Source organism: Microbacterium sp. bgisy189 (genome assembly GCF_965345345.1).
Lineage (GTDB): Bacteria > Actinomycetota > Actinomycetes > Actinomycetales > Microbacteriaceae > Microbacterium.
This window is the reverse complement of the sequence record NZ_CBDRMZ010000001.1, coordinates 397,472-411,344: the sequence shown is the minus strand read 5'-3', so window position 1 is coordinate 411,344 and position 13,873 is coordinate 397,472. Positions and strand designations below refer to the sequence as shown.

Genomic DNA, 13,873 nt, shown 5'->3' with positions numbered 1-13,873 from the left:
GCGGCGGTTGATCCCGAGTGCCACCGGTGAGAGGATCGAATCCCGGCGACGAGGCCGGGGAGTGATCTTCGAGGGAGACGATCCGTGTTCACCAGCCCCTTCCCTGACGTCGAGATTCCGAACCAGGGCATCTACGACTTCCTGTTCGGCTCGCTCACCGATGACGAGCTCACACGGGTCGCACTGATCGATCCGGCAACGGCCGCAGAGACGACCTACGGTGCGCTGCGCGCCCAGGTGAACGCCTTCGCGGGGGCACTTGCCGCGCGCGGCGCCGAGGTCGGCACGGTCGTCGGGCTGCTGTGCCCGAACGTGCCGGCGTTCGCGACGGTGTTCCACGGCATCCTGCGCGTCGGCGGTGTCGTGACGACGATCAACTCGCTGTACACGGCGGGTGAGATCGCGAAGCAGTTGACGGATGCCGGCGCCACCTGGCTCATCACCGTGAGCCCGCTGCTCCCCCAGGCCAAGGAGGCCGCGGCATCCGTCGGCATCGCCGATGACCACCTCATCGTGCTCGACGGCGCCGAGGGACACCCGAACCTGCGTGAACTGCTCACCGAACAGCAGTCGCCACCGGAAGTGATCTTCGACCCGGCCACGCACGTCGCCGTCCTGCCGTACTCGTCGGGCACGACGGGCGTCCCGAAGGGCGTCATGCTGAACCACCGCAACCTCGTCGCGAACGTCGAGCAGTGCCGCGTGAACATCGACCTGAAAGGCAGCGACCGGGTGCTGGCGGTGCTGCCGTTCTTCCACATCTACGGCATGACGGTGCTGTTGAACCTGGCGCTGCGGCAACGGGCGAGCCTGGTCACGATGCCGCGGTTCGATCTGGAGCAGTTCCTCACCAACATCCAGGCCTTCGCGTGCACGTACCTCTACATCGCGCCCCCGATCGCGGTGGCGCTCGCCAAGCACCCCATCGTCGACACGTTCGACATCTCGACCGTGCATTCGGTGTTCTCGGGCGCGGCACCCCTCGACGGCGAGACGGCGGAGCTGGCGGGGAGCCGCATCCATGCGCGCATGTTCCAGGGGTACGGCATGAGTGAGCTCTCGCCGGTCTCGCACGCCATGCCCTACACGCGGGACGACGTGCCGGTGAGCTCGGTCGGTGTCGCGCTGCCGAACACGATCTGCAAGCTCGTCGACACCGAGACGGGGGCAGAGATCACCGAGTTCGGCGACGACGGTGTGACCGCACCGGGCGAACTGTGGGTCAAGGGTCCGCAGGTGATGCTCGGCTACCTGAACCGCCCCGATGCGACGGCCGAGACGATCGACGCCGACGGCTTCTTGCACACCGGTGATATCGCGACGCACGACGAACGCGGCTGGTACACGATCGTCGACCGACTCAAGGAGCTCATCAAGTACAAGGGCTACCAGATCGCTCCGGCTGAGCTCGAAGCGCTGCTGCTGGGGCACCCGAAGGTGATGGATGCCGCGGTCATCGGCGTCCTCGACGACGAGAAGCAGGAGATTCCGAAGGCGTTCATCGTTGCGGTGCCCGATTCGGGGCTGACCGCCGACGAGGTGATGGCGTTCGTGGCCGACAACGTCGCGCCGCACAAGAAGGTGCGCCGGGTAGAGTTCATCGACCAGGTGCCGAAGTCCGCCTCCGGCAAGATCCTCCGCAAGGATCTGCGGGCGCGCGAACAGGCCTGAACCGCCACAGTCCCGAGTCAGAGGAGCACGATGCCCGCGCAGGACGCCGCCGATCGGATGATGCACCAGGCCCATGAGGCCTTCGACCGCGGCGACACCGTGCTGCACCTGCAGTTCGAAGTGAGCGGGCTGGGCGGCGCGCAGTCATCGTGGGGGTCGAGCGAGAACCTCATCGGCAGCGACGACCACGTCGGCTACTTCCTCACGCACGTTGAGCAGATCGGCTGGCGCCTCGAGCACACCGGATACACGTTCGTGCAGACCGGGGCGTCCACCTCCCAGAAGATGTGGGGCACCGGCGAAGGTGTCGTCACACGGGGCGTCGTCGTCGGCTACTTCACGTTCCGCCGCGCCTGAACACCCCTGGCAAGAGCCGGGTCAGGCGGACTGTTCGCGCTCGTCGGGGCGGGTGACGGCGGGGGTCACGGCCGGCGGCACGGCGATGTCGTGCAGGGTTCGCATGGCCTGTTCGACCTCGGCGATGCGCCCCTGCAGCGCGAGGTCGCGGATGCGGACGGAGGGGCCGTGCAGCAGCACTCCCGCGAGGTGGCGCAGCGCCGCTTCGGTCTCGTCTCCGGCGCCACGGGCGCGGGCCCTGGCGATCTCGGCGTCGAGCAGGGCGTGCACTTCGCGGCGCAGTGCCGTGATGGCGGGGCCGGCGGCGATGTCGGCGGCGTATTCGGATGCCGCATCCCCCACGAGCGCGCGGGCGTGGGCGTGCGCGTCGAACTCGGCGAGCGGCTCGTGCAACTTGATGGTTTCGAGGTCGAGCAGTTCGACCCCGTCGACGGCGCCGACCTCGGCGTCGACGTTGCGGGGCAGCCCCAGGTCGATCACGAGCACGCGGTGGCCGGGTGCGAACGCGTCGGCGTGGACGACGGCATCGGTCGTGCAGGTGATGACCACGTCGGCTTGATGCGCGGCATCCGCGAAGGACGGCTCTGCGACGAGCCCGTGCGTCGATGCGAAGGCTGCGGCGCGGCCCGACGGCGAGTACACGCGCAGGTCGTCTGCGCCGAGGGCGCGGACGGCGCCGACCGTGCGGGCGGCGTAGCGGCCGGTGCCGACGACGAGCACGCGGGCCTTCGACCAGTCGGTGATGCGGCTGGAGGCGAGGTCGAGCGCGAGCCGCACGAGCGAGCGGTGCGCGCCGCGCAGCGACGTGCGGTTGCGTACGCCACGGCTCGTGTGCAGCGCCTTCTGGAACAGGCGCTCGAGGTCGCTCGACGACGTTCCCTCGGTGCGGGCGTCGTCGAGCGCGCGGCGCACCTGACCCGAGATCTCGTCTTCACCCACGGCCATCGATTCGAGCCCGCTCGTCACCGAGAACAGGTGTGAGATGACCCGATCGCCCTCGTGCACGTGCACGGAGGTCCGCAGCTCGTCAGGGGTGAGCCCGCTGGCTGCGGCCATGGCATCCACAACCGATTCCGACGCGACGGCGGCGCCACCGGTGAGCGGCTCATCGATGTCGAGGTAGGCCTCGAAGCGGTTGCAGGTCGCGAGGACGACGGCTCCCGAGACGAACGCGACGTCGTCGACGAGGGTGCGTGTGGCCTGCGGCGCACCGACGGAGAGGGCCTCGAGCACGTCGAGACCCGCATTCCGGTGGTTGGCGGAAAGGCACAGGAGCACGGAACTAATGTTAACGCTGTGTCGCTGAACGGGTCCCCAACGCTGTCCGATTCCCATCCCCTGCGTGATGGAAGGGTGGCCGGGTCCCCCCTTCTGGAGGCACTGCGCGGCAATCGCCCCGCGACCCTGCCGGTCTGGTTCATGCGGCAGGCGGGGCGTTCGCTGCCCGAGTATCGCGAACTGCGCATGGGTACCGACATGCTCGACGCGTGCCTCACCCCCGACATGGCGGCCGAGATCACGCTGCAGCCGGTTCGTCGGCACGGCGTGGATGCCGCGGTGTTCTTCAGCGACATCGTGATCCCGGTGCGACAGGCCGGTGTCGACGTGACGATCGTGCCCGGTCGCGGCCCCGTGCTCGCCGAGCCGGTGCGCGACGCCGCCGCGGTCGCCGCCCTGCCCGAACTCGACCCCGCAGCGCTCCAGCCGGTGCGGGATGCCGTGGCCCTCACCGTCGCATCCCTCGGCGCGACGCCGCTCATCGGGTTCGCCGGCGCCCCGTACACGCTCGCCTCCTACCTCGTGGAAGGCGGGCCGTCGAAGGAGCAGCTGCGCACCCGCGCGCTCATGCACTCCGACCCGGACACCTGGGCGGCGCTGCTGGCATGGTGCGCCCGCATCACCGGCGCGTTCCTGGCGGCACAGATCGAGGCGGGCGCTTCGGCCGGGCAGCTGTTCGACTCGTGGGCGGGGTCACTCAGCGTCCGCGACTACACCGAGCACGTCGTGCGGCACTCGGCCGATGCGATCGCTCACGCGAAGGCGCTCGGCGTGCCGATCGTGCACTTCGGCGTCGGCACCGGTGAGCTGCTGCCGACGATGCACGGCATCGGCGCCGATGTCATGGGCGTCGACTGGCGTCTGCCGCTCGATGAGGCCTCGCGTCGCCTCGGCGGTGGCGTGCCGTTGCAGGGCAACATCGACCCGGCGCTGCTCTTCGCGCCGTGGTCCGTGCTCGAAGCGCACGCGCGCGAGGTCGTCGAGCGCGGCAAGACGGCCCCGGCGCACATCGTGAACCTCGGTCACGGCGTGCCGCCCGAGACCGATCCGACGGTGCTGACCCGCCTGGTCGAACTCGTTCACTCGCTCTGAGCGGGGCGGTGGTGGGCGCAGTGCACGCGGACTTCGAGGTCATCGGCGGCGGTGTCGCCGGGCTCGTGACGGCGCGGGCGCTCGCCCGTGCTGGCGCGTCGGTCGTGCTGCACGAGGCCACCGATCGCCTCGGCGGCCCCGTCGCCGCCCACGAGGTCGCAGGCCTGGTGCTGGATGCCGGTGCCGAGAGCTTCGCGGTGCGTGGCGGGACGGTCGCGGCGCTCCTGGGCGAACTCGGTCTCGGCGACGACATCGTCGCGCCGCGGCCGGGACCCGCCTGGCTGCAACCGGCGGCCGGCGACGCGGTGCAGCTGCCGGCGACGGGTCTGCTCGGCATCCCCGTCGACCCGCTCGCGTCCGACGTGATCGCGGTGATCGGCGCGGATGCCGCGGCTCGCGCGGCGGCGTGGGATGCCGAGCCCGCAACCGACGAGCTGCCCGAATCTCTCGGCGAGCTCGTGCGGCAGCGCATGGGCGCCGACCTGCTCGACCGACTCGTCGCACCCGTCGTGCACGGCGTGCACTCGCTCCACCCCGACGAGCTGGCCGTCGCGCGCGCGCACCCCGGGCTGCCCGCCGCCCTCGCCGAGCACGGCCGCCTCGGCCCCGCCATCGCCGCCGTCCGCGCCGCGGCGCCCCCGGGATCGGCCGTCGCCGGCATCCGCGGCGGCATGCACCGACTCATCACCGCCCTCGCGGATGACGCGCGCCAGACGGGTGTGGAGATCCGTCTCAAATCCCGCGTCGACGACCCCACCGCGGTGGCCGGTCGCGCGATCGTCGCCGCGCCCGGGGTCGCCGCGCCGGCGGCACCCGGCCGGCGGATCGTGCTCGCGACGCTCGTCGTCGACGCGTCGTGGCTCGACGCGGCACCCCGCGGGTCTGGGCTGCTCGTCGCGCACGGGGCCCCCGGCATCCAGGCGCGGGCCCTCACCCATGCGACGACGAAGTGGGCGTGGCTGCGTGAGGCCGCGGGTGACCGGCACGTCGTGCGCCTGTCGTACGACGTCGAGCCCACGGGCCTCGAGGCTGTGGCGCGCGCCGACGCCGAAGCGTTGCTGGGCGGTCGATTCGACGCGGTCGACGGTTTCGCCCGCATCGAGTGGACCCGCCCGGCACCGGCCCCGGCATCCACCCTCCCCACGGCATCCGCCCTCCCCACGGTCGGCGAAACCGTCGCCGGCTCCGGCTTGGCCGGCATCATCGCGCACGCCCACCGCACCGTCATGGGCCTGCTCGTCTGACGCAACGCCGACTGCTCACCTGTCACAATCCACGCCCCGCGACCCGCGATCGTGACAGCTGAGCGGCACCGTGCTCTGCTCACCTGTCACAATCCACGCCCCGCGACCCGCGATCGTGACAGCTGAGCGGCACCGTGCCCCGCTCACCTGTCACAATCCACGCCCCGCGACCGCCGAACGTGACAGGCGAGCGGGCGGCGCCGCGCGCGAAGAGCGGCGGTGGGCCGCGGCGCCGGCCCGCCAGGCGCCGCCCGGTTTGCCGCCGCTCCCGCACCGGGGGAGGATGGATGCATGCACTCTGCTCCCCTGCGCATCGGCACCCGGGGCAGCGCCCTCGCCCTCACCCAGACGGGGCACGTCGCTGACGCGATCACGGCCGCGACGGGGCGCGCGACCGAGCTGATCACGATCACGACGCACGGCGACCGCTCCCGCGAGCCCCTCTCGAGGGCCGGCGGCACGGGGCTGTTCACGGGCGCCCTGCGCGACGCGCTCGAAGCGGGCGACGTCGACGTCATCGTCCACTCCTTCAAGGACCTGCCGACCGCGCCGCATCCGGCGTTCTCGGTCGCCGCCGTTCCCGCCCGCGAAGACGCACGCGATGCGCTTTGCGCCCGCGACGGCCTCACCCTCGACACCCTGCCGCCCGGCGCCCGCGTCGGCACCGGCTCGCCCCGCCGCGCCGCGCAGCTGCGCGCCAAGCGTCCTGACGTCGAGGTCGTCGACATCCGCGGCAACGTCGGCACCCGGCTCGCGTTCGTCGCCGACGGTGAACTGGATGCCGTGATCCTCGCCGCCGCCGGCCTCAGCCGCCTCGGCGAGACCGACGTGGTCACCGAATACCTCGACCTCGACGCGTGGCCCACCGCCCCGGCGCAGGGTGCGCTCGCGATCGAGGTGCGCCGCGGCGAGGAGCCCCTCGTCCGCGCGATCGACCACACCCCCACTCGCGCCGCAGCCGAAGCCGAGCGCGGCGTGCTCGCCCGACTGGAGGCGGGCTGCTCGGCACCGGTCGGCGCGCACGCGCTCATCGAGGATGAGCTGCTGTTCCTCTCCGCCCGCGTCTACAGCCACGACGGCACGACGGTGCTCACGGCATCCCACGCCGCTGCGTGGCCCGACCGCGACGCCCCGGCCGAGCTCGCCGTGCGTGCCGCTGACGAACTGCTCGCCGCGGGCGCCGCCGCACTCACGACTGCACCGAACACAACCGAGGCCTGACATGATCGACCGTCCCCGGCGCCTGCGCGCCACCCCCGCCATGCGGCGCCTCACCGCGGAGCACCGCCTGCACCCCGCCGACCTCATCCTGCCGATGTTCATCCGCGAGGGGGCGAGCGAGCCGGTGCCGATCTCGTCGATGCCGGGCGTCGTGCAGCACTCCCTCGACTCGTTCAAGCGGGCGATCACGGATGCCGCAGCTGCGGGCGTCGGCGGCATCATGCTGTTCGGGGTGCCCGAGCACAAAGATGCGACCGGGTCGGGTGCGACCGACCCCGGCGGCATCCTGAACGTCGCGACCCGGGTCGCGGTCGCCGAGGCGGGCGGCGCGCTCGTCGTGCAGACCGACCTGTGCCTGGATGAGTTCACCGACCACGGCCACTGCGGTGTGCTCGACGCCGACGGCCGCATCGACAACGACGCATCGCTCGTGCGCTACCGCGACATGGCGCTCGCACAGGCCGACGCCGGCTCCGAGCTGCTCGGCCTGTCGGGCATGATGGACGGCCAGGTCGCCGCCGTGCGCGACGCGCTGGAGGAGGCGGGCCACACCGACACCGCGATCCTCGGCTACGCGGCCAAGTACGCGTCGGCGTTCTACGGCCCGTTCCGCGAGGCGGTGCAGTCTTCGCTGGAGGGCGACCGCCGTACGTACCAGATGGACCCGGCGAACCGCCGCGAGGGGCTGCGCGAGATCGAACTCGACGTCGCCGAGGGTGCGGATGTCGTGATGGTCAAGCCTGCGATGAGCTACCTCGACGTGCTCGCCGACGCCGCTGCAGCCTCCCCCGTGCCGGTGTGGGCGTACCAGGTGTCGGGCGAATACGCGATGATCGAGGCCGCTGCCGCGCACGGCTGGATCGACCGCCGCCGGGCGATCGAGGAGTCGGTGCTCGGCATCAAGCGCGCGGGGGCCGATGCCGTGCTGACCTACTGGGCGACCGAGATTGCGGGATGGCTGCGATGACCACGAACGCCGAAGAATTCGCCCGCGCCCGCCAGGCCATGCCCGGCGGCGTCAACTCCCCCGTTCGCGCGTTCGGCTCGGTCGGCGCCGACCCCCGGTTCTTCACCTCCGCCCGCGGCGCGTACGTCACCGACGTTGAGGGTCGCGAATACGTCGACCTCGTCGGCTCGTGGGGCCCCGCGATTCTCGGGCACGCGCACCCGGCCGTCGTGGATGCCGTGCAGCAGGCAGCGGCCCACGGCCTCGGGTTCGGGGCCTCTACGCCGGGCGAGACGCAGCTGGCCGAGCTCATTCGCGCCCGGCTCGACCGCGACGGCGCCCGCCCGGTTGAGAAGCTCCGACTCGTCTCCACCGGCACCGAAGCCACCATGACGGCGCTCCGGCTCGCACGCGGCGCGACCGGTCGCGACCTTATCGTGAAGTTCGCCGGCCACTACCACGGCCACTCTGACGGGCTGCTGGCCGAGGCCGGCTCCGGGGTCGCGACCCTCGCGATGCCCGGTTCCGCCGGTGTCCCCGCCGCTGTCGCCGCGCAGACGCTCGTCCTGCCGTACAACGACCTCGACGCCGTGCGTGAGACCTTCGCGGCCCGCGGCGGCGAGATCGCCGCAGTCATCGTCGAAGCCGCGGCCGCCAACATGGGGCTCGTGCCGCCGGACGCCGGGTTCAACGCGGCCCTCGCCGATATCGTGCACGCCCACGGTGCGCTGCTGATCCTCGACGAGGTGCTCACCGGGTTCCGCGTGTCGTCCGCCGGCTGGTGGGGCATCGACCCGGTGGCGTTCACCCCCGACATCCTCACGTTCGGCAAGGTCGTCGGCGGCGGCCTGCCGCTTGCAGCCTTGGGCGGACGCGCCGAGCTGATGGACCTGCTCGCCCCGCTCGGCCCGGTGTACCAGGCGGGCACGCTCAGCGGCAATCCGCTCGCCGTCGCGGCGGGCCTCGCGACGCTGCAGCACCTCAACACCGATGCGTACGCCGTCATCGACGCGGCATCCGTCACTGTCGCCGACGCCGCCTCCACCGCGTTGACCGCCGAGGGCGTGGCCCACAGCATCCAGCGCGCCGGCAACCTGTTCTCGATCGCGTTCAGCGCCGACCCGCCGCGCGACTACGCGCAGGTGAAGGCGCAGGACGCGTTCCGCTACCCGCCGTTCTTCCGCGCGATGCTCGATGCCGGCGTCTCCCTGCCGCCGTCGGTGTTCGAGGCGTGGTTCCTCTCGGCATCCCACGACGACGGCGCCGTCGAGCGCATCCTCGACGCACTGCCCGCCGCGGCCCGGGCTGCGGCCGCCGCGTCGGCGTGAGGCGCGCGGAGAGCCCAGCCACGTCACACGACTGCGCCACATTCCGTCACCTGCGCCACCGATCGATGGCGCGGATGCCGCGAATTGGCGCAGTCGTGGGATCGCGACGCCGCTACGGCTCTCCCGCGAACCGCGCGGCGCCCGAAAGCGCGCCCATGAGGTCGACGGCCATCGCGCCGACCGGCCCGAGCGCGATGCCCTGACGCTCCGCGAGCGCCAGGAGTCGCTGGATCGACGGCGCGTCGGCGTTCCGAACGGCTCGCAGCAGCCCGAGTCTGACCAGCGCCGGCCCCAGCGCGGCACGTTCGGCGGGGTCGAGCTTCGCGAACTCGTCAGGCCAGTGCGCACCGTTGGGCGCCAGCAACGCGAAGACCTCGTCTGCGACGGCGGCACTCCCGGCATCCGCGCTGATCCGGCGGACGGGCGTCGCCCCGTCCCGCAGGCTGACGGCGCACAGCAGGCCCATCACGAGGGCCGTGTGGTACGACATCGCCCGGGCATACCGGGTCTGCTCGGCCGGTGCGAGCGCATCGAGACGATCGAGGTCGAGGTTGAAGCAGGGCAGCACGCCGACGGCATCCTCTGCCGCGGTGAGCACCCGCCACGCGAAGCGGGCCGTCGCCGACCACGGCTGCCGCAACATGGGCCAGGCGGTGAGGAGTTCTGCCACGAGGTCGTAGTCGGCGGCATCCAGATAGCGCAGCACGAGCGCGTCGACATCGCGCAGCAGCTCGTCGACGCGCCTGCCGAGGACGACCCCGGGCTCTCGGCCGAAGTCGGTCACGTAGAAGATCAGGTGGGTGAGGCCGTAGGCGAACTCGCGGGAGTGATCGGCGAGGTCGAACGGCTTCGAGAACGGGCCGTGCGGATCGACGAAGGCAGCGTCGGCGCCGGACCAGCGCCGGGCGATCCAGGCCCGCTCGGCCATGACGGGCTGCGGCGCTTCGCACGAGAACCGCAAGAGCCGCTCGAACCGCGGTGCCGCGACAGCGTCGAACGCGTCGTGCGGCAGGCCGAGCTCGCGCAGCAGCACGTGAGGCACCACGCGCTTGGTGACGCGAAACGGGTGCACGAGCAGATCCGCGAGCGCCTCGTCGGAGCGCGCAAGCGGCCCGAGAGCCGAGGTCAGTCTCGCCACCCTTGCGGCCACGCGTGGGTCGTCGGTCGACGTACCCGCCGCGTAGGCGAGCATCGCGGCCTCGGCCACGACCTTCTCGGGCCCGAACCCGAGCTCGGGGTGGACGGGGTCTTCGTAGCCGTCGTGACCGAACGCCTCGACGACGGTGAGTGCCAGGTCGAGGGCACGCAGCACCCGACGCAGCAGGTCGTCGACCGGCCACACGGCGGCATCCGTCGCGTGGCCGGCCGACAGTGTCGATGCTGCGGTCACTGCTGCCGCGTGACGTCGAGCACGTCCGAGATGCGCGCGATGTCGCGCAGCCCGATGACCTTGTCGAGGTCGCGCGCCGTCAGCATGCAGGCCAGCAGGTTGTAACGCCCGACCAGCACGCCGTGCAGCCCGTCGTCCTGCTGAGCGAGCACCGGCCCGATCTCGGCGAAGAACTTGCCTGCGGCGTTGAAGTCGATCGCCCCTGAATCTGCGAAGCGCTGCGCGATCTCATCGTGTGTGATGCGGTCAGCCATCGTGTCCCCCTTGTGTCGCGCCTTTCGGCGTGCGCCGGCCCAGCACCGGCGCACAAGGGAGGAGGGCGCGACACCGTGCGCTGATACCACGCACGGCATCGCGCCGAACCGTCAGGCCGACGCGGCCTCGTCGCGGGCGGGCAGCACCCAGCCGGGGCGCACGAAGTGGCACGTGTAGCCGTTGGGGATGCGCTGCAGGTAGTCCTGGTGCTCGGGCTCTGCCTCCCAGAACGGGCCGGATGCCTCGATCGTGGTGACGACGGGCGCCGGCCACAGCCCCGACGCGTCGACGTCGGCGATCGTGTCGCGGGCGACGGCGGCCTGCTCCGGTGTCGTCGGGAAGATCGCCGACCGGTAGCTCGTGCCGATGTCGTTGCCCTGACGGTTCAGCGTCGACGGGTCGTGGATCTGGAAGAAGAACGACAGGATGTCGCGGTACGTCGTCTGCGACGGATCGAAGACGATCTCGACCGCCTCGGCGTGGCCGGCATGGTTGCGGTAGGTGGCGTGGTCGTTCTGGCCGCCGGTGTAGCCGACGCGCGTCTGCAGGACGCCGGGCTGGCGGCGGATGAGCTCCTCGACGCCCCAGAAGCAGCCGCCCGCGAGCACTGCGGTCTCGGCGCCGTCGACGGTGGTGATGGTTCCGGTGTCGGTGGTCATGGCTTCATTCTCCTCGTTGTCACGAGGTATAGCGCTGACGGATTGCGTCTCATTCCGTGTCGGGGGTCTGCACGACCCGGAGGTACGGGATCGCGATCCACGAGCCGAAGACACGGCCTCGGCGTGCGAGCAGGATGCCGGCGATCGTGACGGCGAGGTGGATGCCGAAGAGCGCCGCACCGGCGGCGAGCGGCAGCAGCGGTGCCCAGCTGGGTTCGGGGTGGTCGCCGTGCACCGCGAAGTTCACGATGACCCAGATGCACAGCGCCGAGAGGACCGTCAGCACCGTGAGCCCCCAGTTGGCGGCGTTTCGGGCGTTGCGGGCCACGACGGTGTTCACCCGCTTCTTGATCGACCGGTACGACGCGAGCATCGCGACGGCGGCGATCACGAGCCCCACGACCGGGATCGGGATGAGGGCGAGCAAGCCGAGCGCCCACGACCCCTGCCCCGTCTCGGGGCGGCGCGGCGGCAACGGCGCCGACAGGATCGATTCGGTCGCGGTGGGTGCGGGCTCGCTCATCTCGGCCGATCCTACCGACCCGCATCAGGGCATCGAAGGAGGACGCAGAAAACCCCCGGCGAGCGGGGGTTTTCGGTGGTGGACCTGAGGGGATTCGAACCCCTGACCTCTTCATTGCGAACGAAGCGCGCTACCAACTGCGCCACAGGCCCGGACAACCCCACAACACTATCACGCGCATGACGGGCATCCGCGCGAACGGGGTCACATTCCGGCGGCGCGGCGCTCCAACAGGTCACGCACGTGCGCCTCGATGACCGAGTCGTCGGCGGCGGCCGTCACGGCTGCGGGCGCCTGCTCGGGGCGGGCGCGGCGGGCGGTGTCGATCGACGGCGGACGGTTCTGCTCGGCGCGGGCGCGCATCGCGTCGTCGAGGGCCACGCGGCGCAGCGCCTCGCGGGCGGCGGCCTGGTCGAGCACGGCGGCGGCGCGCGAACCGCTCGACGAGGCGAGCGGGCGCGGCAGCGGACGGGGCGTCCACGAGGCGCGCGGGTCGGAGACCTCGAGATCTTGGATGTCGGCGGCGATGCGCTCGGCGACGATCGGCGCGGCGACGCGTGCGGCGGCCTGCCGCTGCACGGTCGACATGCGACGCAGGGCGAGACCTGCAAGCGCGGCGACGGCGACCCCGGTCCAGAGCACGAGCTGCGCTCCCCCGGTGACGACGATGATCCCGCCCCAGACCCCGACGGCGGCACCGACGACACCGACAAGCGTCGCCACGAGCCGCACGCGTCGGCGGGTGCGTGCGCGGCGGGCGGCGGGAAGGGCCCGGGCGGCGGCTTCGTCGACGCGTGCCTGCTCACGGCGGGCGGCGGCTTCGGCGATCGCGGCGGCGGCCTGGGCGCGGGCGGTGGCCCGCTCGGTCTCAGCCTCGGCGCGCGAGGTCTGCAGCTGCGCCTCGTGCCGCTCGGTCTGCACCTGCTTGGCGAGCTTCTGCTGCGCGTGCGCGGTGCGGGCGTTCAGTTCGAAACGCACCTCGTCGGGGGTCTCGCTCGTCTCGGCGAGCACCCGCAGCGCCTGGTTGAGGCGCACGGCGTTGCGTTCGGCGGCCTCGTACTGGTGACGGCCGTGCCACGACGGCAGCAGGTACACGAGCCAGAGCGCCACCGCGACGAGCACGATCACACCACCGCCGAGCACCTGTCCGTCCATGGCGATAACGCTACGTCCCGACGTGTCCGCATCCGCGGCGCCACACCGCGTGTCTGACGTTCGAGTTGAACTCGAACCTTCACCGGTGCCGGTCAGATCGCCAGGCGGTCACCGGGCGGGATGGATGCGGCATCCGGCGGCACCTGTCCACTCACCCACCGGCCGAGCACCCCGTTCGGCACCTCTTCGCGCACGAGCGCGAACGCGTAGTGGTCGCGCCAGTCGCCGTCAATGTGGATGTAGCGACGGCGCAGGCCTTCGTAGCGGAAGCCGAGCTTCTCGACCACGCGCAGGCTGGCACGGTTCTCAGGACGGATGCAGATCTCCATGCGGTGGATGCGCATCTCGTTGAAGCAGAGGTCGGTCGCGAGCGCCACACTCACCGGCGTGATCTGGTGACCGGCGAACCGTTCGCTCACCCAGTACCCGATCGTGGCGGATGCCAGGGACCCGCGCGCGATGCCCCACACGTTGAGCTGCCCCGCGATCTCGCCCTCGTACTCCATGACGAGCGGCACGCCGCCACCGTCGCGGTACTGCTGCAGCAGTCGCCGGACGCCCGCGCGCATGTCGAACGAGACCGCGCCGTCGGGGTTGGTCGCCTCCCATGGCCGCAGCCAGGTGCGGTTGCTGAGCAGTTCGTTCTGCAGCGTGCGTGCGTCGCGCTGCCGCACGAGCCGGATCGAGATGGGGCCGTGCCGTCGGGGTACCGTCAGGTCCATCCGATCCCCTTCGAGCCGTGGCCGCATCGCGG

14 protein-coding genes and 1 tRNA gene are annotated in these 13,873 nt (G+C 71.7%); 7 read left to right on the top strand and 8 right to left on the bottom strand.

What is annotated here, in order from left to right:
* Positions 1 to 84: 84 nt before the first annotated feature.
* Positions 85 to 1,671, top strand: a complete 1,587-nt coding sequence (locus ACSF8R_RS01985; RefSeq protein ID WP_434810162.1) for an AMP-binding protein — start codon at positions 85 to 87, stop codon at positions 1,669 to 1,671.
* Positions 1,672 to 1,701: 30 nt separating this feature from the next.
* On the top strand, positions 1,702 to 2,028 hold the full coding sequence (locus tag ACSF8R_RS01980; protein ID WP_434810161.1) for a hypothetical protein: 327 nt from the start codon (positions 1,702 to 1,704) through the stop codon (positions 2,026 to 2,028).
* 21 nt (positions 2,029 to 2,049) lie between these two features.
* Here the strand turns inward: ACSF8R_RS01980 and ACSF8R_RS01975 are convergent, their stop codons facing one another.
* Complete coding sequence (locus ACSF8R_RS01975) at positions 2,050 to 3,306, bottom strand: glutamyl-tRNA reductase (protein ID WP_434810160.1); 1,257 nt, start codon at positions 3,304 to 3,306, stop codon at positions 2,050 to 2,052.
* A 42-nt stretch (positions 3,307 to 3,348) separates the two neighbouring features.
* Here ACSF8R_RS01975 and hemE point away from each other — a divergent pair, with 42 nt between their 5' ends.
* The 5 genes from hemE (at position 3,349) to hemL (ending at position 9,137) form a co-directional block, all read left to right on the top strand.
* Positions 3,349 to 4,398: a uroporphyrinogen decarboxylase gene (hemE, locus tag ACSF8R_RS01970; protein ID WP_434810375.1), complete on the top strand. Its 1,050-nt coding sequence runs from the start codon at positions 3,349 to 3,351 to the stop codon at positions 4,396 to 4,398.
* An 11-nt stretch (positions 4,399 to 4,409) separates the two neighbouring features.
* Positions 4,410 to 5,642 (top strand): protoporphyrinogen/coproporphyrinogen oxidase, encoded by a 1,233-nt coding sequence (locus ACSF8R_RS01965; RefSeq protein WP_434810159.1) that lies wholly within the window; start codon positions 4,410 to 4,412, stop codon positions 5,640 to 5,642.
* A gap of 291 nt (positions 5,643 to 5,933) precedes the next feature.
* Positions 5,934 to 6,863, top strand: a complete 930-nt coding sequence (gene hemC / locus ACSF8R_RS01960; RefSeq protein ID WP_434810158.1) for a hydroxymethylbilane synthase — start codon at positions 5,934 to 5,936, stop codon at positions 6,861 to 6,863.
* Position 6,864: 1 nt separating this feature from the next.
* Entirely contained in the window at positions 6,865 to 7,830 is a 966-nt protein-coding gene (gene hemB, locus ACSF8R_RS01955) for a porphobilinogen synthase (RefSeq protein ID WP_434810157.1), read from the top strand.
* On the top strand, positions 7,818 to 9,137 hold the full coding sequence (gene hemL / locus ACSF8R_RS01950; protein ID WP_434810156.1) for a glutamate-1-semialdehyde 2,1-aminomutase: 1,320 nt from the start codon (positions 7,818 to 7,820) through the stop codon (positions 9,135 to 9,137). Before hemB ends, hemL begins: the two co-directional genes overlap by 13 nt.
* 112 nt (positions 9,138 to 9,249) lie before the next feature.
* Here hemL and ACSF8R_RS01945 read toward each other — a convergent pair whose 3' ends face one another.
* The 7 genes from ACSF8R_RS01945 to ACSF8R_RS01915 all read right to left on the bottom strand — a co-directional run bounded on the left by ACSF8R_RS01945 (position 9,250) and on the right by ACSF8R_RS01915 (position 13,841).
* A complete protein-coding gene (locus ACSF8R_RS01945; RefSeq protein ID WP_434810155.1) occupies positions 9,250 to 10,527 on the bottom strand; it encodes a DUF6895 family protein in 1,278 nt (425 codons plus the stop codon).
* On the bottom strand, positions 10,524 to 10,781 hold the full coding sequence (locus ACSF8R_RS01940) for a hypothetical protein (protein ID WP_434810154.1): 258 nt from the start codon (positions 10,779 to 10,781) through the stop codon (positions 10,524 to 10,526). The genes ACSF8R_RS01945 and ACSF8R_RS01940 overlap by 4 nt, the downstream gene beginning before the upstream one ends.
* Positions 10,782 to 10,892: 111 nt before the next feature.
* Positions 10,893 to 11,441, bottom strand: coding sequence for a peptide-methionine (S)-S-oxide reductase MsrA (msrA, locus tag ACSF8R_RS01935; protein WP_434810153.1), 549 nt, complete (start codon positions 11,439 to 11,441; stop codon positions 10,893 to 10,895).
* Positions 11,442 to 11,490: 49 nt separating this feature from the next.
* Complete coding sequence (locus tag ACSF8R_RS01930) at positions 11,491 to 11,964, bottom strand: hypothetical protein (protein WP_434810152.1); 474 nt, start codon at positions 11,962 to 11,964, stop codon at positions 11,491 to 11,493.
* A 76-nt stretch (positions 11,965 to 12,040) separates the two neighbouring features.
* Positions 12,041 to 12,116: transfer RNA gene (locus ACSF8R_RS01925), tRNA-Ala, on the bottom strand.
* A 52-nt stretch (positions 12,117 to 12,168) separates the two neighbouring features.
* Positions 12,169 to 13,119 (bottom strand): large exoprotein, encoded by a 951-nt coding sequence (locus tag ACSF8R_RS01920; protein WP_434810151.1) that lies wholly within the window; start codon positions 13,117 to 13,119, stop codon positions 12,169 to 12,171.
* 92 nt (positions 13,120 to 13,211) lie between these two features.
* Positions 13,212 to 13,841: a GNAT family N-acetyltransferase gene (locus ACSF8R_RS01915; protein ID WP_434810150.1), complete on the bottom strand. Its 630-nt coding sequence runs from the start codon at positions 13,839 to 13,841 to the stop codon at positions 13,212 to 13,214.
* Positions 13,842 to 13,873: the final 32 nt, after the last annotated feature.

Excerpts from the sequence above, each read along its gene's own strand:
- ACSF8R_RS01920 (WP_434810151.1), bottom strand. The coding sequence starts at position 13,119 with ATGGACGGACAGGTGCTCGGCGGTGGTGTGATCGTGCTCGTCGCGGTG.
- hemL (WP_434810156.1), top strand. The coding sequence starts at position 7,818 with ATGGCTGCGATGACCACGAACGCCGAAGAATTCGCCCGCGCCCGCCAG.
- hemB (WP_434810157.1), top strand. The coding sequence starts at position 6,865 with ATGATCGACCGTCCCCGGCGCCTGCGCGCCACCCCCGCCATGCGGCGC.
- ACSF8R_RS01940 (WP_434810154.1), bottom strand. The coding sequence starts at position 10,781 with ATGGCTGACCGCATCACACACGATGAGATCGCGCAGCGCTTCGCAGAT.
- hemC (WP_434810158.1), top strand. The coding sequence starts at position 5,934 with ATGCACTCTGCTCCCCTGCGCATCGGCACCCGGGGCAGCGCCCTCGCC.
- ACSF8R_RS01980 (WP_434810161.1), top strand. The coding sequence starts at position 1,702 with ATGCCCGCGCAGGACGCCGCCGATCGGATGATGCACCAGGCCCATGAG.
- ACSF8R_RS01930 (WP_434810152.1), bottom strand. The coding sequence starts at position 11,964 with ATGAGCGAGCCCGCACCCACCGCGACCGAATCGATCCTGTCGGCGCCG.
- ACSF8R_RS01915 (WP_434810150.1), bottom strand. The coding sequence starts at position 13,841 with ATGGACCTGACGGTACCCCGACGGCACGGCCCCATCTCGATCCGGCTC.
- msrA (WP_434810153.1), bottom strand. The coding sequence starts at position 11,441 with ATGACCACCGACACCGGAACCATCACCACCGTCGACGGCGCCGAGACC.